Origin of the sequence: Micrococcus sp. Mcc89, assembly GCF_024519795.1 — a bacterium.
GTDB classification, from domain to species: Bacteria; Actinomycetota; Actinomycetes; order Actinomycetales; family Micrococcaceae; genus Micrococcus; species Micrococcus luteus.
Genome location: NZ_JALJRI010000010.1, coordinates 33,982 through 52,798 on the forward strand (window position 1 = coordinate 33,982; position 18,817 = coordinate 52,798).

Sequence of the window (18,817 nt, forward strand, 5' to 3'; positions counted from 1 at the left end):
GCTCAGCCGAGCAGCCCCGCCCGCGCCAGCAGCGGGTAGCCGACGAACCCGACGGCGTCCAGCAGCGCGTGCGCGATGACCAGGGGCATCACCCGGCGCACCCGCAGGAACACGAGCGCGAACACCACGCCCAACAGGGCGTTGCCCACGCCCGGCCCGATCCCCTGGTACAGGTGGTACGCCCCGCGCAGCAGCGCGAGGGCGAGCACCACCACGGCCGCGCGGGTCGGCAGGTACAGCCCCTCGGCGCTCACCCACGACGACGGCACGGCCGGCGCCGGATCGCGCGCCAGGCCCGCGGCGCGCAGCCGCTGCAGATACCCGAGCCGGTCGACGAGCCAGGCGCCCACGATGACCTCCTCCAGCAGTCCGTGCCGCAGCGCGGAGAGCAGCAGGACCGGCACCTGATACCAGCTCTCCCCGAGCGCCGAGCCGACGATCGCCGTCGTGATCCCCAGGGCCCGGCCGGCGGCGTAGACGCCGAGCGTGCCCAGCCCGATGGCCGCGAACAGGCCCAGGCCCCAGGCCAGGTCGCGGCCGGGGCGGCGCAGGTCGAGGCCGAGCACCCGGAACGGGTTCCGGCCGCGCAGGTGCATCAGGTGCAGCACGAGGGCCACCGGCACCAGCGCGAACCCGATGCCGAGCAGCTGATAGGTCAGGTCGAACACCCAGCGGTCGGCCAGGGCCGGGTTGAGGACGGTGGTCTGCTCGCCGAGCGGGGCCTGGGTGGCCTTGTCGATGAGCTGGACGATCGCATAGACCGCCGACTTCCCCAGGGAGAGGCCGAGGACGATCGCGATCTCCCACCGCACCGTGCGCGCGGACGGGGCGGGCAGCGCGGGGGCGGGTCGGACGGCCGGGGTGCGGGACGTGCGCGGGGTGGCGGGCATGCCCTCCAGTATCGGCCCGCCCCTCTCCCCCCGGGCGCTTTCGAACGTGAGGTGGGGCCTTTCTCCCGTTCGAAAGTCCCCATTCCCCCGATGTCACGTTCGAAAGTCCGGGAGGGCGGAGGGAGGGTTAGCGTGGTCGTGTGGTCTCCCCGCCTGCCCCCAGCGAGCTCGAGCTGGTCCACCGCGCCCTGCAGCACCTCCGCCCCGGCCTCGACCCCGCCCTCGCCCGCCGGCTCCGCACAGCCGACTGGGCCGCGGCGTCCGTGGAGGAGGGCGGGCAGTTCCACCGCGTGCTGGTGCTCGAGGACGTCGGCGTCCTCCGGATGACGCGGGCCCACGAGGTCGGCGCCGCCCCCGCCGCGCGGTGGGCGCCCGAGCGGGACCCCGCGGCGCACCTGCCCCGGCGCCTGGCCCTCCTCGACGGGCTCGCCTCGGCCCTGGCCGAGCGCGACGTGCCGTGGGCCGTCCCGGTCGCCCTCTCGGACCCCGTCCCCGCGGGCCCGGGCGCCGCGGTGCTGCAGCGCTTCCTCCCGGGCGGGCCGCACCCGCCGCACGAGGGCGATCCGGCCGTGCTGCGCGGCGTCCTCGACGACCTCGCCGCCGTGGACGTCACCGACCCGCGGATCGCCCCGCACCTCGGCCGCCCGTTCGCGTTCCGCGGCCCGTGGACGCCGGAGCGCGCCCGGCACGTCGCGGCGCTGCCGGGGGCGGTCGCCGCGCGCCTGGGCGCGTGGGAGGGGCACGACGTCGACGCGCGGCTGGGCGCCGAGGCGTGGCCGGACGCGGTGGCTGCCCTCGCGGACGCGGTGACGACGTGGACCGCCGCGCCGCCCGTGCCGCCGTCGCTCGTGCACGGCGACCTGGCCGGGCACAACATGCGCTGGCGCGCCGTGCCCGAGGACGAGGACCCGCGCGCCCCGCTGCGCTGGGCGTTGGCCGGGGTGCTGGACTGGGACCTCGCGTGCGCGTGGGACCCGGCCCTCAACGTCGCCTACCTGGCGCTGTGGCACGGCGAGGAGAAGGTGCCCGACCTGGCCCGGGACGCGGCCGAGGCGCGCCGGGCCCGCGTGTGGCTCGGGGCGATGGCCCTGGAGACGCTCGACGACGCGGCGGCCCGGGACGTGATCGTCGGCGGGCTGGCCGCGGGGTCCTGGCGGCGCCTGCTGCGCAAGACCCTGCCCCGCGTGGCGCGGGCCCTCACCGCCCTGGACGGCTGAGGGCCCGCGCGGTCGTCAGGACACGCCCAGGCGCTCCAGGACGATCTCGCGGACGCGGCCGGCGTCGGCCTGCCCGCGGGTGGCCTTCATGACCGGGCCGATCAGGGCGCCGACGGCGGCCATCTTGCCGCCCTTGATCTTCTCGGCCACGTCCGGGTTGGCGGCGATCGCGGCGTCGACGGCCTCGGTGAGCGCGCCGTCGTCGGACACCACGGCCAGGCCCTTCGCCGAGACGACCTCCTTCGGGGCGCCCTCGCCGTCGGCCACCAGACCGAGCACCTGCTTGGCGATCTTGTCGTTGATCGTCTTCGCGGCGATCAGCTCCTCGACCTCCACCACGTGCGCCGGGGTGATCCCCAGCTCGGCGACGGCGACCTCACGGGCGTTCGCCAGGCGGGCGATCTCGCCCATCCACCACTTGCGGGCGGCCGCCGCGGAGGCGCCGGCCTCCACGGTCGCGACGATCTCGTCCAGGACGCCGGCGTTGACGACGTCGCGGAACTCCTCGTCCGAGAAGCCCCACTCGGCCTTGAGCCGCTTGTTCCGCACGGCCGGCAGCTCGGGCATGGCCGCGCGCACGCGCTCGACCCACGCGGCGTCCACGTGCACGGGCACGAGGTCCGGCTCGGGGAAGTACCGGTAGTCGTCCGCGTCCGACTTCGGGCGACCCGAGGTGGTGCTGCGGGTGTCCTCGTGCCAGTGGCGGGTCTCCTGCGTCACGGTGCCGCCCGCGGCGAGCACCGCGGCCTGGCGCTGGATCTCGTGGGTGACCGCGTGCTGCACGGCGCGCGTGGAGTTCACGTTCTTCGTCTCAGTGCGGGTGCCGAACTCGGTGGCGCCCTTGGGCATCAGCGAGACGTTCGCATCGCAGCGGACGTTGCCGCGCTCCATCCGCGCGTCGGAGATGTCGATGGCCTGCACGATGTCCCGGATCGCGGTGACGTAGGCGCGGGCCAGCTCGGGGGCCCGCGCGCCGGCGCCGACGATCGGCTTGGTGACGATCTCGATGAGCGGCACGCCCGCACGGTTGTAGTCGACGAGGGACGCGGAGGCGCCCTGGATCCGTCCGGAGCCGCCCACGTGGGTGAGCTTGCCGGCGTCGTCCTCGAGGTGCGCGCGCTCGATCTCCACGCGGAAGACCTCACCGTCCTCCAACTCGACGTCCAGGTGGCCGTCGAAGACGATCGGCTCGTCGTACTGGGAGGTCTGGAAGTTCTTCGGCGTGTCCGGGTAGAAGTAGTTCTTCCGCGCGAACCGGCAGGTCTCGGCGACCTGCGCGTCCAGGGCCACGCCCAGGCGGATCGCGTACTCCACGACCTCGCGGTTGAGCACCGGCAGGGTGCCGGGCAGGCCGAGGTCGAGCGGGGTCACGTTGGTGTTCGGCTCGTCGCCGAATGCGTTGGGCGCCGAGGAGAAGATCTTCGTGGCGGTGTTCAGCTCCACGTGCACCTCGAAGCCCAGCACCGGGTCGAAGCGCTCCATCGCCTCCGCGAAGTCCATGGTCTGCTCTGCGTGGCTCATGCCCGGCCTCCTGCCGTGGTCGCGGTGGTGGCGCGCTGCGCGCCCTTCTCCAGCTCGGGGGCCTCGGCCCACACCGGCCCACCCCGGCGCTGGGACACGAGGCGCTCGAGCGCGGCGCCGGCCTCGTACAGGCGGGCGTCCTCGCGCGCCGGGGCCATCAGCTGCAGGCCGTAGGGCAGCCCGTCGACGACGCCGCCCGGCACGGACATGCCCGGGACGCCGGCGAGGTTGGCCGGGATGGTGGCCAGGTCGTTGACGTACATGGTCATCGGGTCGTCCGTCTTGGCGCCCAGCTCGAACGCCGGGGTCGGCGCGGTGGGCGTGAGGAGGACGTCCACCCGCTCGAAGGCGCGGGCGAAGTCCTGCTGCACGAGCGTGCGGACCTTCTGCGCGGAGCCGTAGTAGGCGTCGTAGTAACCGGCGGAGAGCGCGTAGGTGCCCAGGATGATGCGGCGCTTGACCTCGGCGCCGAAGCCGGCGGCGCGGGTGGCGCCCATGACCTGCTCGATCGTGCCGCCGCCGTCGGGCACCACGCGGTGGCCGTAGCGGACGCCGTCGAAGCGGGCCAGGTTGGAGGAGGCCTCCGAAGGCATGATCAGGTAGTACGCGCCGAGGGCGGCGTCGAAGCTCGGGCAGGAGACCTCCACGATCTCCGCGCCGGCCTCCCGCAGGGCCGCGACGTGCTCGTCGAAACCGGCTCGGATGCCCGGGTGGAACGCCTCCGCCGGCAGGTCCGTCACGACGCCGACGCGCAGCCCCGCCAGATCGCGGCCGCGGGCAGCGGCGGTCAGGTCCGCCGGCGCGTCGGCCAGGGACGTGGAGTCCTGCGGGTCGGGGCCGCCGATGACCTGCTGCAGCGCCGCGGCGTCGGCCACGGTGCGGGCGGCGGGGCCGATCTGGTCCAGTGAGGAGGCCATCGCGATCAGGCCGTAGCGGGAGACGGCGCCGTAGGTGGGCTTCACGCCGACCGTGCCGGTGAACGCGGCGGGCTCACGGACGGAGCCGCCGGTGTCCGAGCCGAGGGCGAAGGGGGCCAGGAAGGCGGCGACGGCGGCCGCCGACCCGCCGCCCGAGCCGCCGGGCACGCGGTCCCCGTCCCACGGGTTGCGGGTGATGCCGAACGCGGAGTGCTCGGTGGAACCGCCCATCGCGAACTCGTCGAGGTTGGTCTTGCCGAGGATCGGCAGGCGGGCCTCGCGGAGGCGCGCCACCACCGTGGCGTCGTACGGGCTGAGCCAGCCCTCGAGCATGCGGGAGGCGGCCGTGGTCGGCTGGCCGCGCGTGACGATGTTGTCCTTCACGGCCACGGGCACGCCGGCCAGCGGGTGCAGGGCGTCGGCCTCGGGGCCGCCGGCGGCGCGGATCGCGTCCACCTCGGCGGCGACGGCGAGGGCCTCGTCCGTGTTCACGTGGAGGTAGGCGCGCACGCCGCGGTCGCCGTCGGCGTCGGCGCGCACGTCGCCGTCGTGGGCCGCGATGCGGTCCAGGTGGGCCTGGACGAGCTCCACGGACGTGGTGGTGCCGGCACGCAGGCGCTCGGCCATCTGCAGCGCGGTGAGCCGGACGAGCTCGTCGGCGCCGAGGGTCGCGTTCACGTCGAACGTCTCGGTCATGGGGGTGATCACTCTCCGTCCAGGATGGCGGGGACCTTGAACTGGCCGTCCTCGGAGTCCGGCGCCTGGTCGAGGGCCTCCTCCTGCGTGAGCATGCCGGCGGGCACATCCTCGCGGAACACGTTCTGCAACGCGATGGGGTGGGACGTCGGCGTCACGTCGTCGCCCGCGGCGGCCTGGACCGCGGAGACGTGCTCCAGGATCTTTTCCAGGTCGCCGGACATCGTGTCCAGCTCCTCGTCGGTCATCCGGATGTGGGCCAGGCGAGCCAGATGCTCCACCTGATCCCGGGTGATCTCAGGCATGGATCTCCTCGTGTGACGGGTCGGGGCGGGGTGGACGACGCCGGCGCGGCGGCGGCCACATCGGAATCGAGTCTAGTGCCGGGGCCTGCCCGGCCGCCGCCACCGCTTCGAGGCGGGAAATCCGTCCCACCGCGGCGCTCCGGGCCCGCATGACAGGGATTTCCCGCCCCGAATGGGGTCCCGGCGCCGATCTCCCGCCCGGGGTCAGTCCAGCCCGAGCCGGTAGACGAGGAACGGGCCGGTCTCGTCGGCCGGGTCGAGGTCCGGCACCACGTCCGCGAGGAGCCAGTCCCGCTCCGGGACGCGCACGAAGCCGGCGCGCTCGTACATCCGGTGGGCGTCGGTCATGGAGGGCATGGTGGTCAGCACGACGGCGTCCACGCCCTCCTCGGCGCGGGCCCGCGCCACGATCTCGGCCAGCAGGGCGCCGCCCACCCCGCGGCGGTGGAACCGCGGGTGCACGGCGAGCATGCGGAACTCGTACTCCCCGTCGCCGGAGGTCTCGGCCAGGGGCGAGCCGGGCGGGGTGAGCACCACGGACCCGGCCACCTCGCCGTCGACCTCGGCCACGAGCACCTCCGCGCGGCCGGCCCGGTCGGCCACGTCCATGAGGGTCTTCACGTAGGCGTCGTCGGGGGCGATGTGGCCGCCGTCGACATAGGACGCCAGGGTGAGCTCGGCAACCGCTTCGTGATCCTCGGGGCGCAGCGGGCGGACGAGGGCGCTCATGCGTCGCCTCCGGCGTGCTGGCGCAGCGTGTCCTTCAGGCGGGCGCGGGTCGCGTCCGTGGCCACGACGTAGTCGCGCCGGCGCAGCCAGGCGGTGGGCACGGCCTGGTGGGGGTGGCCGTCGCGCGACTCGTGCAGCCCTTCGAGGAACGTCGCGGCCGCCGGCTCCTGCCAGATGTTGACCCAGTGCACGCGGCCGCGCTCCTCGGGGGTGAGGGCCTTGAGCAGGGTCATGCAGTACTGGCAGCCCGGGCGCCAGAACACGACGACGCCGCCCGCGTCCACCGTGCCCTGCGCCTGCGCGTAGGGCCGGGAGCGCACCCGGGTGGCTCGTAGGGACGGGAGCATCAGCACGATCATCAGCAGAGCGGACACGATCACGGCGACGTTCCGCTGGGCCGTGCCCCAGATCGCGAACGCGATGCCCGCTGCGATGAAGGCCGCGGGGTAGGCCCAGGGGTGACCGAGCAGGCGCCTCATGCGATCGCCTGCCTCGCGCGGGCCAGGGCGGACGCGTCCACGTCCCCGGCCACCATCCAGTCGGGCTCGCCCGTCCCGTCGCCCGACGCCGGCCGGGTCACCGGCACGCCGGCCTCCTCGGCGATCAGCGCGCCAGCGGCCCAGTCGTACTCCTGCGTGCCGTACTCCGCGTAGGCGTCCAGGGTGCCGTCCGCGACCATGCACAGGTCCAGGGCGGCCGAGCCGATCCGCCGCACGTCCCCGAAGCCCGGCAGCAGCTCCTCGAGGGCCGCCAGCTGCAGCCGACGCCGCTCCGGCTGGTAGCCGAAGCCGGTGGCCAGCAGGCGTCCTGAGCGGCCCGGCACGGGGCCCGTCAGCCGCACCGGCTCCGCCCGGTCCGGGGCGTGGACGCCGGCGGTGGAGGCGTCCACGGTGCTGAACGCCCCGCCGTCGGCAGACGCGTACCAGGTCCGCCCCAGCCCCGGCGCGACGACGGCGCCCGCCAGCCAACGCCCCTCGCCGCGGGCGTCCGGTCCCCACACGGCCACGGAGGTGCAGAACTGCGGCAGGCCGCGGATGAAGTTGGTGGTGCCGTCCAGCGGGTCGATGGACCACCGGAACCCGGAGGGCTCGGCCGGGACGGTGGCCCCGTGCTCCTCGCCCGTGATCTCGTCCTGCGGCCGGTAGGCCGTGAGCACGCGGCGCACGGCGTCCTCGGCGCGGCGGTCGTAGTCGGTGACCCAGTCCGACCCGGAGGACTTCGTGTCCGCGCCGAGCTGGCCCGGCGTCAGCGGCACCGCCGGGTGGTGGCCGGCCCAGCGCTCGCCGAGCACGTCCGCGCCGGCGCGCGCGGCGGCCTTGGCGACCACGAGCAGGCCCGGGACCGTGGTGCGCGCGCTCATGCCGAGGCCTCCCCCTCTGCGGCGTCGTCGGTGGCGTCGTCCGTGCCCGCCGGGCGCACGGCGTCCGGGCCACCGGCCAGCAGCGCCGTGAACCCGGCCTCGTCCAGCACGGGCACGCCGAGGGACTGCGCCTTGTCCAGCTTGGAGCCGGCGGCCTCGCCGGCCACCAGGAAGTCGGTCTTCTTGGACACGGACCCGGAGGCCCTGCCGCCGCGCACGAGGATCGCCTCCTTCGCGGAGTCGCGGGAGAAGCCCTCGAGCGAGCCGGTGACCACCACGGTCAGGCCCTCGAGCGTGCGCGGGGTGGACTCGTCCTGCTCGTCCTCCATGGCCACACCCGCCGCAGCCCAGCGGTCCACGATCTCCCGGTGCCAGTCCTCGGCGAACCACTCGATGAGCGCGTCCGCGATGATCGGACCGACGCCGTCGATCTCGGCCAGCCGGTCCCGGTCGCCGGCCTCGGCCGCCGCGCGCAGCGCCGCCATCGAACCGAACGCCGTGGCCAGCGAGCGGGCCGCCGTCGGGCCCACGTGCCGGATGGACAGCGCCACGAGGGTGCGCCACAGCGGCTGGGACTTGGCCTTCTCGAGCTCGTCGAACAGGCGGAGCGTGTTGGCCGTGGGCGCGGACGGCTTCTTCGCGGTGCCGGCGGTGAAGAAGTACGGCTTGAGCGTGAACACGCCCGAGGGCACCAGGCGGCCGTCCACCTTCGTACGGCCCTCGCGCCACACGCGGACCTCGCCGAGGGAGCGCTGCAGGTCCGTCAGCCCGTCCTCGCCGCGGGGGCCCGTGATCTCCTCCGGCGTGCCGGAGGCGAGGTCGAAGATCTGCGCCTCCGCCGTGATGGGGCCGGGACCCTCGGGGCGCACCTGCCCCTCGTGCTCGGCCGGGTCCTCGCCGGGGCCCTGGACGAGCCAGCGGGCGGCCTCCTCGCCGAGCGCCTCCACGTCGAAGGCGCCGCGGCTGGCCAGGTGCTCGACGCGGCCGGCCAGCTGGGCCGGGCAGGAGCGGGCGTTGGGGCAGCGCAGGTCCACGTCCCCCTCCTTGGCCGGGGCCAGCGGCGTGCCGCACGAGGGGCAGTGCGCGGGCATGACGAACTCGCGCAGCTCCCGGCCCGCCTCGATCGCCTTCTCGCGCAGCGGCAGCACGGGGCCCACGACCTCGGGGATCACGTCCCCGGCCTTGCGCACCACCACGGTGTCCCCGATCAGCACGCCCTTGGCCTTGACCACGTCCTGGTTGTGCAGGGTGGCCAGGGAGACGGTGGACCCGGCCACGGTGACCGGCTCCATCACCGCGAACGGGGTCACCCGCCCGGTGCGGCCCACCGAGACCGCGATGTCCCGCAGCAGCGTGTGCACCTCCTCCGGCGGGTACTTGTACGCCGCGGCCCAGCGGGGCACGCGGGAGGTGTGGCCGAGGTAGCGCTGGTCCGCGAACGCGTCCGCCTTCAGCACGATGCCGTCGATCTCGTGGATCAGCTCGTGCCGGCGCCGGCCGTACTCCTCGATCACCGCGACGACGGCGGCCAACGCCTCCTCGTCCGCACCCTCCACCACGCGGGTGTAGGGGCTCACGGGCAGGCCCCAGCCCGCGAGCGCGTCGTACACCTCGTGCTGGGACTCCAGCCCGAACGCCTCGACCGAGCCGATGCCGTGCACGAACATGGCCAGCGGGCGCTGCGCGGTGACCGCCGGGTCCTTCTGACGCAGGGCGCCGGCGGCGGCGTTGCGCGGGTTCGCGAACGGCGTCTGGCCCTCCTCCGCACGGCGCGCGTTGAGCTCGGCGAAGGCGGCGGAGGACATGAACACCTCGCCGCGCACCTCGAACTCGGCGGGCCAGCCCTCGCCGGAGAGCTCGTGCGGGATGTCCCCGATGGTGCGCACGTTGGCGGTGACGTCCTCGCCCGTGACGCCGTCGCCGCGGGTGGCGGCCTGCACGAGCCGCCCGTCCCGGTAGCGCAGGGCGACGGCGAGCCCGTCGATCTTCACCTCCACGAGCCAGCGGGGCGCCACGCCCGGTCGCACCTGCGTCAGGGCCTGCGCCGCGCGGCGGAACCAGACCTCGAGCTCCTCGACGGAGAACAGGTCCTCGAGCGAGTACATGCGGGCCCCGTGCCGGACGGGGGCGAACGCCTCCGAGACCTCGCCGCCGACCTCCTGGGTGGGCGAGTCGTTGGCCACGAGCTCGGGGTGCAGGGCCTCGAGGTCCTCGAGGCGGCGGTACAGCGCGTCGTACTCGGCGTCCGAGATCTCCGGGGCGTCCCGCTGGTAGTAGGCGGTCCGGGCGGCGCGGACCCGCTCCACGAGGTCCTCGTACTCCTCCCGCAGGTCCGCGGCGGGGATGTCCTGCGGATCGGGCTGGGCGGCGGATTCCTTGGGGGTGCTCACCCGGCCCAGCGTAGTCGGCGTCCCGGACGGCGCACCCGGGTCAGGGGATGCGCACGAGCACCGCCGTGATGTTGTCCCGGCCGCCGCGCCACAGGGCGGCGCCGATGAGCTTCTCGAGGGCGTCCTCGAGGGTGTCGGCGTCGTCGATCAGCGCGCGGATCTCCTCGTCCAGCAGCTCGCCGGTCAGGCCGTCGCTGCACAGCAGGACGAGGTCCCCGGAGGCGAGGGGGACCTCGGCCACGTCCACCGTGAGCGCCTCGCGCGAGCCGAGCGCGCGGGTGATGACGTTGCGGCGCGGGTGGACGCGGGCTTCGGCGGGGGTGAGCTCCCCCGCGTCGACGAGCATCTGCACCGCCGAGTGGTCCACCGTGAGCTGCTGGAGCACCGGCGAGCCGACGGGCCGCAGGTACACCCGGGAGTCGCCGACGTTCGCCACGGCCCAGCGGCCGCGCTCCGTGTCCAGGCAGGCCAGGACGGTCAGGGTGGTGCCGGAGCGCCCCAGCCCGGCCTCGACGACGGCGGCGTCCGCCTCGTGGATCAGGTGGCCGAGCTCCTGGGGCGTGTGGGCCGTGCCCGGGGCGAGCACCTCGGGGGCGCGGCGGCGCAGGGTCTCGATCGCGGCGGCCGAGGCCACCTCGCCGGCCTCGTGCCCGCCCATGCCGTCGGCCACGGCGGCGAGCACCAGCGGCTCCCCGACGAGGGTCCACGCGTCCTCGTTCAGGTCGCGGACGGCGCCCACGTGGGTGGCGCCCGCGGCCTGGGGCCGCGGCGCGGACGGGGTCTCGGGGCGGGGGTCCACGGGGTCCTCGATCAGTCGGCGAGCAGGGTCTGGGCCGACCCGTCCAAGAGCAGGGAGGGGCGGACCTCTCCGAACCCGCGGACGATCCTGGGCGGCTGCGGGACGAGCACGAAGCGCTCGTCCCGGGACAGGGCCGCAGCGGTCATGGCGTCCACGAGCACGGTACCCGGATCGGCCAGGGACGTCAGCCGCGCGGCGAGGTTCACGGTGGGCCCGTAGATGTCCCCCATGCGGGAGAGCACCCGTCCCCATGTCAGGGCGACGCGCGCCGAGGGCAGCTCCTCGTCCGCGGCGATGGTCTCGGCCAGGGAGAGTGCGATCGCGGCGCCGGCCTCGGGGGTCTCGGCGTTGAACATGACCTCGTCGCCGATGGTCTTCACGAGCCAGCCGCCGCCGGCCGAGATGGTCTCCGCGGCGAGGGACTCGAAGCGCAGCACCATGCGGGCCAGCGTCCGGTCGTCCATGGTCCGGGAGAGCGTCGTGTAGGAGACCATGTCCGCGAAGCCGACGGCGCGGGCCAGCGGCAGCGGCGCATCCGACTCGGAGCCGTCGCGGCCCTGGGCGCTGGCCGCCAGCCCGGCCTCCACGCGCACGGTCAGGCGCTGGACGGCGCGGTTGAGCTGGCGCCGGTAGACGATCCGCATGGCCTTCTCGAGCGGTCCGACCATGTCCGGGAGCATGTCGACGACGGCCCGCCGCGCCTCCGGGTCCGTCAGGTCCTCGGAGGCGATCTTGTCCTCCACGAGCGCCTCGATCTGCCACACCACCATGCGGTCCGTCATCTGCCCGATCGAGCGGGCCAGCGAGATGGCGGTGTCCTCGTTCAGCGTCCCCGAGCGCACGAGCGTGAGCACGGACTCGAACGCCTCGATGTCCGCCTCGGTGAAGGCCTTGTGCCCCTCCGGCGACGTCGGATAGCCCAGCGCACGCCAGATCTTCCGGGCGGAGGCCATCGAGACGCCGAGGCGCTGCGCCACCTCCCGTGAGGTGTAGGCGCGTGGGCCCACCACCAGGCCGGCGTCGAGCGTGCGCATCGCGCTCGTCCAGCCGGCGGGCTGGGCGGAGCGCTCCTCGACGTCGCGGGCGGTCTCGTCCTCGGCCGGCGGGACGATCGGCAGCGGTGCGGTGTCCGGTGTCTCCGGACGGCTCATCGGAGGCCTCCTGTCGGGACGGGGGCGGGCCAGGTCGCGGTGCGGGCCTGGCGGGTGAGGTGGGCCAGGGCCTCCTCGAAGCGCGCGGCCTCGGGGACGTCGCGCAGCCGCCAGTGGACCTGGCGGGCGGGCTCCTGGAAGAGGATGTGCAGGTCTCCGGCACCCGAGCCGCGGCGGCGCCGCTGCACGTCCGCGATGGACACGAGCGGCATGGCGGCACCGGAGCCGCCGATGCCGGCGCCCTGGAGGATGCGGCGGTCGGTGAGCACGGTGCGCCGGAAGACCCAGCGCCACAGCGGGCGGACGGTGCCGGGGAGCAGGACGAGCGCCGCGACCACCCACGCGGCCGCCTCGAGCACGGCGCGGTTCGCGGCGACGAGCCCGGGCAGGTCGGGGCGTGCGAGCACGCCGACGGCCAGGCCGAGCAGGAACGCGACGGCCACGAGGACCGCGGCGGGGCGCAGCAGCGCGCGCGGGTGGGTGCGGGTGCGCACCATCACCTGCTCACCGGGCTCGAGCCGCACGGCGGTCACCTCCTGGCCGGGACGGGTGTGTCATGCGCCGCGATGGACGTCTCCGCGCAGGTGGGCCACGTCCCCCGCACTGACCTCGGTCTCGATTGTGCCATGATCCGGTGTGACGTGCCTCACGCGCAGGGTGCCGCCGGGGCCGAGGCCCACGGCCGTGCCCTCCAGCACGCCGCCGCCGGGCAGCTCGGCGCGCACCGCGCGGCCCAGCGTGGAGAGCCGGTCCGCCACGGCCGCCACGGCCGGGTGACGCCCGTCCACGGCCGCCGTCTGCCCCGCCACGCCCGCCGCGAAGCGGTCCACGGCCGCCACGACGGCGTCGCGCAGCTCGACCGCGAGGTCCCGGGGCGCGGGCACGGCGTCCGCGCCGATCCACTCCGCCAGGTCCGAGGCGGTGTCCACCGGGGCGGCCCCGCGGTGGTCCAGGTTCACGCCCATCCCGACGACGACGCCGGGCCCCTTGCCGTCCGAGGACAGCGCCACCGTGGCCAGCACGCCGCACAGCTTGCGCCCGTCCGTGGCGAGCACGTCGTTCGGCCACTTCACGTGCGTCGGGACGCCCCGGGCCGCGAGGCGCTCGGCGACCGTGGCGGAGGCGACGAGCGAGAGCCAGCTCAGGTGGGCCGGGGAGACCGGCACCCCGCCGGACTCGGGACGCAGGTACACGGACAGGGCGAGCGCCGCCCCCGGGGCGGCGCTCCACACGCGGGAGTGTCGACCCCGGCCGGCCCGCTGGTCCGCGGTGGCCACGGCCGCACCGTGCCGGTGCCCCTCGCGGTCCAGCCGCGCGAGGAGCTCATCCTGCGTGGAGCCGGCGGAGTCCAGCCAGGTCAGATCCGGTGTGGGGGCGTCGTCGGGGTGCATGCCCCTAGATATACACGGCGTCCCCGGGGGCGGGCTGGGCGGGCCGATCCGCCGCCGGGGCGCGCGGACGGGCGGCCCGGGCCGACGTCCTCGCCGTTTGTGGGCTTCCTCCAACCGTGGGCGTCCGCGGCGGCCCGTACACTGGCCGACTGAGCCTCCGCATCTGGCGGACCACCACAAGGAGGACGTGTGACCGATCCCGATCTGACCACCACGGCCGGCCGGCTGGCCGACCTGCATCGGCGGCTCGAGGCGACGGCCGCGCCCGGCGGCCCGGACGCCGTCGAGCGCCAGCACGCTCGCGGCAAGCACACCGCGCGCGAGCGGATCGACCTCCTCCTGGACGAGGGCTCCTTCGTGGAGCTGGACGCGCTGGCCGTGCACCGCACCACCGCGTTCGGCATGGACGCCAAGCACCCGGCCGGCGACGGCCTGGTGTCCGGCTTCGGCACCGTGGACGGGCGCCAGGTGGCCGTCTACTCCCAGGACTTCACCGTCTTCGGCGGCTCGCTGTCCGAGCGCAACGGCCAGAAGATCGTGAAGGTCCAGGAGTTCGCCGCGCGCAACGGCTGCCCCGTGATCGGCATCCTCGACGGCGGCGGCGCGCGCATCCAGGAGGGCGTGGCCTCCCTCGCCCAGTTCGCGGACATCTTCCGGAACAACGTCCTGGCCTCGGGCATGATCCCGCAGATCTCGCTGATCATGGGCCCCTCCGCCGGCGGCGCGGCCTATTCTCCGGCGCTGACGGACGTCGTGGTGATGGTGGACCAGACCTCGCACATGTTCATCACCGGCCCGGACGTGATCAAGACCGTCACGGGCGAGGACGTGGACATGGAGACCCTCGGCGGCGCCCGCTCGCACAACGCCACCTCCGGCACCGCCCACTACATGGCCTCCTCGGAGGAGGACGCGATCGCCTACGTGCAGGAGCTGCTCGAGCTGCTGCCCTCCAACAACCTCGCAGAGGCCCCGACCTTCGAGGCCGCGGACCCGGAGCCCACGGACGAGGACCTCGCCCTGGACGAGATCATCCCGGACTCCGCCAACCAGCCCTACGACATGCTCGAGGTCATCGCCTCGATCGTGGACGAGGGCCACCTGCTGCAGCTGCAGGAGCTGTACGCGCCCAACGTGATCACCGGACTGGCCCGCCTGGACGGCATGAGCGTGGGCGTCGTCGCGAACCAGCCGATGCAGTTCGCCGGCACCCTGGACATCGCCGCCTCGGAGAAGGCCGCGCGGTTCGTGCGCTTCTGCGACGCGTTCAACATCCCGATCATCACCCTCGTGGACGTGCCCGGGTTCCTGCCCGGCACGGACCAGGAGTTCAACGGCATCATCCGCCGCGGCGCCAAGCTGATCTACGCCTACGCCGAGGCCACCGTGCCGAAGCTGACCGTGATCACGCGCAAGGCCTTCGGCGGCGCGTACATCGTGATGGGCTCCAAGAAGCTCGGCGCGGACCTGAACCTGGCCTGGCCGAGCGCCCAGATCGGCGTGATGGGCGCCCAGGGCGCCGTGAACATCCTGTACCGGCGCGACCTGAAGGCGACGGCGGAGGCGGGCGGCGACGTCGACGCGCGCCGGGCCGAGATCGTGGCCGACTACGAGGCCGAGCTGCTCAACCCGTACCAGGCCGCCGAGCTGGGCTACGTGGACGCCGTGGTGCCCCCGCACGCCACCCGCGGCCAGCTCATCCGCGCCCTGCGCGCCACCCTGCACAAGCGCGAGGCCCGCCCCGCCAAGAAGCACGGGAACATGCCGCTGTGAGCGCCCTGCTGGGCCCGGGCGCCCCGGACGAGAACGACGAGTCGACGCAGGCCACGCCGGCGTCGGCCGACCCGCTGCAGCTCAGCGGCCCGGAGTTGGAGCCGGAGGAGATGGCGGCGCTGGCCGCCGTCCTCGAGGCGGCCGCCGCGGCCCGGGCCGAAGCCGCCCGGCTCGCCGCCGCGGCCGCCGACCCCCGCCCCCTGGACCGCACGCTCCGCCGTCGCGGCGACCTGGGCCTGTGGGCCCGGCCCGGCCGCGGCCAGTGGCGTCAGGGCGCGGGCCCGCAGTGAGCCGGGGGGCGGGCGCCAGCGCCTAGAGTGCCGGTATGACCCAGCACACCTCCGAGGCCGCCGCCGACGGCGCCCGCACCCCGTCCGCCATCGACGCGCTCGCCGAGCGCTACGTGACCGACCTCCTCGCCCTGCATCCGGACACCGCCACCGAGCTCGGCTTCCCCGGCCGGGAGACCGAGTACACGGACTTCTCCCCCGCCGGCGCCCGCGCCGACGACGAGCTCAACGCCCGCCTGCTCGAGGACTTGGCCGCGCTCGAGCCGCAGGACGAGACGGACCGCGTCACGAAGGCGGCCATGCAGGAGCGCATCGGCCTCGAGCGGGAGATCCACGCGACCGGCCGCACCGAGCTGAACAACATCGCCTCCCCCGCCCAGGGCATCCGCGCGGTCTTCGATCTCATGCCCACGGACACCGCGGAGCAGTGGGGCCACATCGCCGGCCGCCTCGAGAACCTGCCGGCCGCCCTGCGCGGCTACACCGAGTCCCTGCTCGCCTCCCGCGACGCCGGCCACGTGGCCGCGGTGCGCCAGGTGGACATCGTGGTGGAGCAGGCCCGTGCCCACGGCGCCGCGGGCGGGTTCTTCCCGGGCCTGGTCGAGCGGGCCGAGGCAGCCGACGTCGTGGACGACGCCCTGGCCGCCCGCATCCGCTCCGGCGCGGACACCGCAGCGCAGGCCTACCGCGACTTCGCGGGCACGCTCGAGGCCGAGCTGCGCCCGCACGCCCCGGAGGCGGACGGCGTCGGGATCGAGTACTACCGGCTGGCCTCCCGCGTCTTCCTCGGCGCCGAGATCGACCTCGAGGAGACCTACCGGTGGGGCCAGGAGGAGCTGGCCCGCATCATCGCCGCGCAGCAGGCGGACGCCGAACGCATCCGGCCGGGCGCCACGATCGAGGAGGCGCGCGCGATCCTGGACGCGGACCCGGAGCGCACCCTGAAGGGCACCGAGGCCCTGCGCACGTGGATGCAGCGGCTCTCCGACGACGCGGTCGAGGCCATGAAGGAGCACTTCGAGATCCCGGCCCCGATGGACCGGCTCGAGTGCATGATCGCCCCCACCCAGGAGGGCGGCATCTACTACACCGGCCCCTCGGACGACTTCTCCCGGCCCGGCCGCATGTGGTGGTCCGTGCCCCCGGGCGAGGACGAGTTCACCACGTGGGCGGAGACCACCACGGTCTACCACGAGGGCGTGCCGGGCCATCACCTGCAGATCGCCACCGCCATGATGAACCGGGCGAACCTCAACCTGTGGCGCCGCAGCTTCTGCTGGACGTCCGGCCACGGCGAGGGCTGGGCGCTGTATGCGGAGAAGCTCATGGAGGAGCTCGGCTTCCTCGACGACCCGGGCGACCACCTCGGCATGCTGGACATGCAGCGCATGCGCGCGGCCCGCGTGGTGTTCGACATCGGCTACCACTGCGGCTTCGACGCCCCCGAGTCCGAGGGCGGCGGCGCGTGGACCCCGGAGAAGGGCTACGCGTTCCTGTCCAAGCACCTGAGGATCTCCGAGGGCCAGCGCCGCTTCGAGTTCACGCGGTACCTCGGCTGGCCGGGGCAGGCGCCGGCGTACAAGGTGGGTCAGCGCATCTGGGAGCAGATCCGCGCCGAGCACGAGCAGACCGAGGGCGCCGACTTCGACCTCAAGGCCTTCCACACGCGGGCCCTGCGCCTGGGAGGCATGGGCCTGGACACCCTGCGGGAGGCGCTCGCGTGATCCCGCACGACGACGGCGCGGCCGGCCTCGGCACGGGCCTGCGGCTGGTGCTCGGCTCGGCCTCCCCCGGCCGAGCGGAGGTCCTGACCCGGGCGCGGGTGCCGTTCCGCGTCGTCGTCTCGGGGGTGGACGAGGCGGCCGTGGGCGCGGCGGCGGGCGACCCGTCGCCGGCGGAGCTGGCGGGCCTGCTGGCGGAGGCCAAGGGCCGCGACGTGGCCGCCCGGGTGGCGGCCGCCGGCGTCGACGCGCCCACGCTCGTGCTCGGCTGCGACTCCGTGTTCGAGTTCGACGGCCGCGCCCACGGCAAGCCCTATGAGCCCGAGGTCGCCGTCGAGCGCTGGCGCGCCCAGGCCGGCCGGCAGGGCGTGCTGCACTCGGGCCACTGGCTGGGCCTGGTGCTGCCGGAGTCCGGGGCCGCGTCGGGGATGGCGGAGGAGGCGGGCGTGGTGTCCGCCGTCGTGCGCTTCGGCGCCGTCACCGAGGCCGAGATCCAGGCCTACGTGGCCACGGGCGAGCCGCTGCACTGCGCGGGCGCGTTCACGGTGGACGGTGCGGGCGCGGCCCTCGTGGACAGCGTGGACGGGGACCCCAACGCGGTGATCGGCCTGTCCGTGGCGTGGCTGCGGCGGGCCACGGCGGCCCTGGGCCAGGACTTCACCCGGTTGTGGGAACCCTCCAACGCGCAGCGCTGATCCGGCGCGACAGGGCCGCGTGCCTCGGAGGGTTCCGCCACAACGAGTAGGGTGCTGGTCAGAGTCGGCGCCGTCCCGCGCCTTTCGCCCCACCGGGTGAGGGGCACGACCCCGGACGTGGCGCCCGCACCCCCAGCCGTGATCGTCCGAGGAGTCCATCGCCCATGAGCATCGCCGACGCACCGCAGGCCTCGGTCGTCCCGCCCGTCGACCCCGCGGCGGAGCGCCGGTTCTCCCGGGTGCTGATCGCCAACCGCGGCGAGATCGCCGTGCGCATCATCCGGGCCTGCCAGGACGAGGGGCTGACCTCCGTGGCCGTCTACGCCGAGCCGGACCGGGACGCCCTGCACGTGAGGCTCGCAGACGAGGCCGTGGCCCTCGGCGGGGAGACCGCCGCCGACTCCTATCTGGTGATCGGCAAGATCCTCGACGCCGCCGAGCGCGCGGGCGCGGACGCCGTGCACCCCGGCTACGGCTTCCTCTCCGAGAACGCGGACTTCGCGCGCGCCGTGACCGACGCCGGGCTCGTGTGGATCGGACCGCCCGCCGAGGCGATCGACCGGTTGGGCGACAAGGTCTCGGCCCGCCAGCTGGCCACCAAGGTCGGCGCCCCGCTGGCACCGGGCACCACCTCCCCCGTGACCGGCACGGAGGAGGTCGTCGCGTTCGCGGACGAGTTCGGCCTGCCGGTGGCCATCAAGGCGGCCTACGGCGGCGGCGGCCGCGGCATCAAGGTGGCCCGCACGCGCGAGGAGATCCCCGAGTTCTACGAGTCCGCGGTCCGTGAGGCCGTGGCCGCGTTCGGCCGGGGCGAGTGCTTCGTGGAGCGGTTCCTGGACAAGCCGCGCCACGTGGAGACGCAGTGCCTGGCGGACGTGCACGGCGACGTCGTCGTGATCTCCACCCGCGACTGCTCGCTGCAGCGCCGCAACCAGAAGCTCGTGGAGGAGGCCCCGGCGCCGTTCCTCACGG

At 74.8% G+C, this 18,817-nt stretch carries 18 protein-coding genes; 6 read left to right on the forward strand and 12 right to left on the reverse strand.

Going from position 1 to position 18,817, the window contains the following annotated elements; genetic code table 11:
* Positions 1-2 precede the first annotated feature (2 nt).
* The gene (locus NR072_RS01050; protein WP_256835857.1) at positions 3-890 is read right to left on the reverse strand and encodes a CPBP family intramembrane glutamic endopeptidase; all 888 of its coding nucleotides are present in this window, start codon (positions 888-890) and stop codon (positions 3-5) included.
* A gap of 140 nt (positions 891-1,030) precedes the next feature.
* Here NR072_RS01050 and NR072_RS01055 point away from each other — a divergent pair, with 140 nt between their 5' ends.
* Positions 1,031-2,107 carry a phosphotransferase gene (locus NR072_RS01055; protein ID WP_101965799.1) on the forward strand — a complete coding sequence of 359 codons (1,077 nt, stop codon included), beginning with the start codon at positions 1,031-1,033 and terminating at the stop codon, positions 2,105-2,107.
* 15 nt (positions 2,108-2,122) lie between these two features.
* Here the strand turns inward: NR072_RS01055 and gatB are convergent, their stop codons facing one another.
* The 11 genes from gatB to NR072_RS01110 all read right to left on the reverse strand — a co-directional run bounded on the left by gatB (position 2,123) and on the right by NR072_RS01110 (position 13,366).
* On the reverse strand, positions 2,123-3,628 hold the full coding sequence (gatB, locus tag NR072_RS01060; RefSeq protein WP_060973929.1) for an Asp-tRNA(Asn)/Glu-tRNA(Gln) amidotransferase subunit GatB: 1,506 nt from the start codon (positions 3,626-3,628) through the stop codon (positions 2,123-2,125).
* Positions 3,625-5,241, reverse strand: a complete 1,617-nt coding sequence (gatA, locus tag NR072_RS01065) for an Asp-tRNA(Asn)/Glu-tRNA(Gln) amidotransferase subunit GatA (protein WP_256835859.1) — start codon at positions 5,239-5,241, stop codon at positions 3,625-3,627. Before gatA ends, gatB begins: the two co-directional genes overlap by 4 nt.
* 8 nt (positions 5,242-5,249) lie before the next feature.
* Positions 5,250-5,546, reverse strand: a complete 297-nt coding sequence (gatC, locus tag NR072_RS01070) for an Asp-tRNA(Asn)/Glu-tRNA(Gln) amidotransferase subunit GatC (protein WP_049146890.1) — start codon at positions 5,544-5,546, stop codon at positions 5,250-5,252.
* Positions 5,547-5,750: 204 nt separating this feature from the next.
* On the reverse strand, positions 5,751-6,275 hold the full coding sequence (locus NR072_RS01075; protein ID WP_036340610.1) for a GNAT family N-acetyltransferase: 525 nt from the start codon (positions 6,273-6,275) through the stop codon (positions 5,751-5,753).
* Positions 6,272-6,754, reverse strand: coding sequence for a hypothetical protein (locus NR072_RS01080; protein WP_256835860.1), 483 nt, complete (start codon positions 6,752-6,754; stop codon positions 6,272-6,274). The genes NR072_RS01075 and NR072_RS01080 overlap by 4 nt, the downstream gene beginning before the upstream one ends.
* The gene (locus NR072_RS01085) at positions 6,751-7,635 is read right to left on the reverse strand and encodes an inositol monophosphatase family protein (protein ID WP_256835861.1); all 885 of its coding nucleotides are present in this window, start codon (positions 7,633-7,635) and stop codon (positions 6,751-6,753) included. The genes NR072_RS01080 and NR072_RS01085 overlap by 4 nt, the downstream gene beginning before the upstream one ends.
* On the reverse strand, positions 7,632-10,025 hold the full coding sequence (ligA, locus tag NR072_RS01090; RefSeq protein WP_256835862.1) for an NAD-dependent DNA ligase LigA: 2,394 nt from the start codon (positions 10,023-10,025) through the stop codon (positions 7,632-7,634). The genes NR072_RS01085 and ligA overlap by 4 nt, the downstream gene beginning before the upstream one ends.
* Before the next feature lie 40 nt (positions 10,026-10,065).
* The gene (locus tag NR072_RS01095; RefSeq protein ID WP_020625514.1) at positions 10,066-10,824 is read right to left on the reverse strand and encodes a PP2C family serine/threonine-protein phosphatase; all 759 of its coding nucleotides are present in this window, start codon (positions 10,822-10,824) and stop codon (positions 10,066-10,068) included.
* A gap of 11 nt (positions 10,825-10,835) precedes the next feature.
* The gene (locus tag NR072_RS01100) at positions 10,836-11,975 is read right to left on the reverse strand and encodes an adenylate/guanylate cyclase domain-containing protein (protein ID WP_122054111.1); all 1,140 of its coding nucleotides are present in this window, start codon (positions 11,973-11,975) and stop codon (positions 10,836-10,838) included.
* Positions 11,972-12,499, reverse strand: coding sequence for a PH domain-containing protein (locus tag NR072_RS01105; protein WP_170079797.1), 528 nt, complete (start codon positions 12,497-12,499; stop codon positions 11,972-11,974). The genes NR072_RS01100 and NR072_RS01105 overlap by 4 nt, the downstream gene beginning before the upstream one ends.
* Before the next feature lie 30 nt (positions 12,500-12,529).
* Entirely contained in the window at positions 12,530-13,366 is an 837-nt protein-coding gene (locus NR072_RS01110; protein ID WP_170079798.1) for a biotin--[acetyl-CoA-carboxylase] ligase, read from the reverse strand.
* A gap of 189 nt (positions 13,367-13,555) precedes the next feature.
* Here NR072_RS01110 and NR072_RS01115 point away from each other — a divergent pair, with 189 nt between their 5' ends.
* The 5 genes from NR072_RS01115 to NR072_RS01135 all read left to right on the forward strand — a co-directional run.
* Entirely contained in the window at positions 13,556-15,139 is a 1,584-nt protein-coding gene (locus NR072_RS01115; protein WP_036383096.1) for an acyl-CoA carboxylase subunit beta, read from the forward strand.
* A complete protein-coding gene (locus NR072_RS01120; protein WP_101965796.1) occupies positions 15,136-15,429 on the forward strand; it encodes a hypothetical protein in 294 nt (97 codons plus the stop codon). The genes NR072_RS01115 and NR072_RS01120 overlap by 4 nt, the downstream gene beginning before the upstream one ends.
* 35 nt (positions 15,430-15,464) lie before the next feature.
* Positions 15,465-17,153, forward strand: a complete 1,689-nt coding sequence (locus tag NR072_RS01125; protein ID WP_206481469.1) for a DUF885 domain-containing protein — start codon at positions 15,465-15,467, stop codon at positions 17,151-17,153.
* Entirely contained in the window at positions 17,150-17,845 is a 696-nt protein-coding gene (locus NR072_RS01130; protein WP_206481468.1) for a nucleoside triphosphate pyrophosphatase, read from the forward strand. The genes NR072_RS01125 and NR072_RS01130 overlap by 4 nt, the downstream gene beginning before the upstream one ends.
* A 164-nt stretch (positions 17,846-18,009) precedes the next feature.
* Positions 18,010-18,817 (forward strand): biotin carboxylase N-terminal domain-containing protein (locus NR072_RS01135; protein WP_306230351.1); only part of this gene is annotated, 808 nt, incomplete at its 3' end.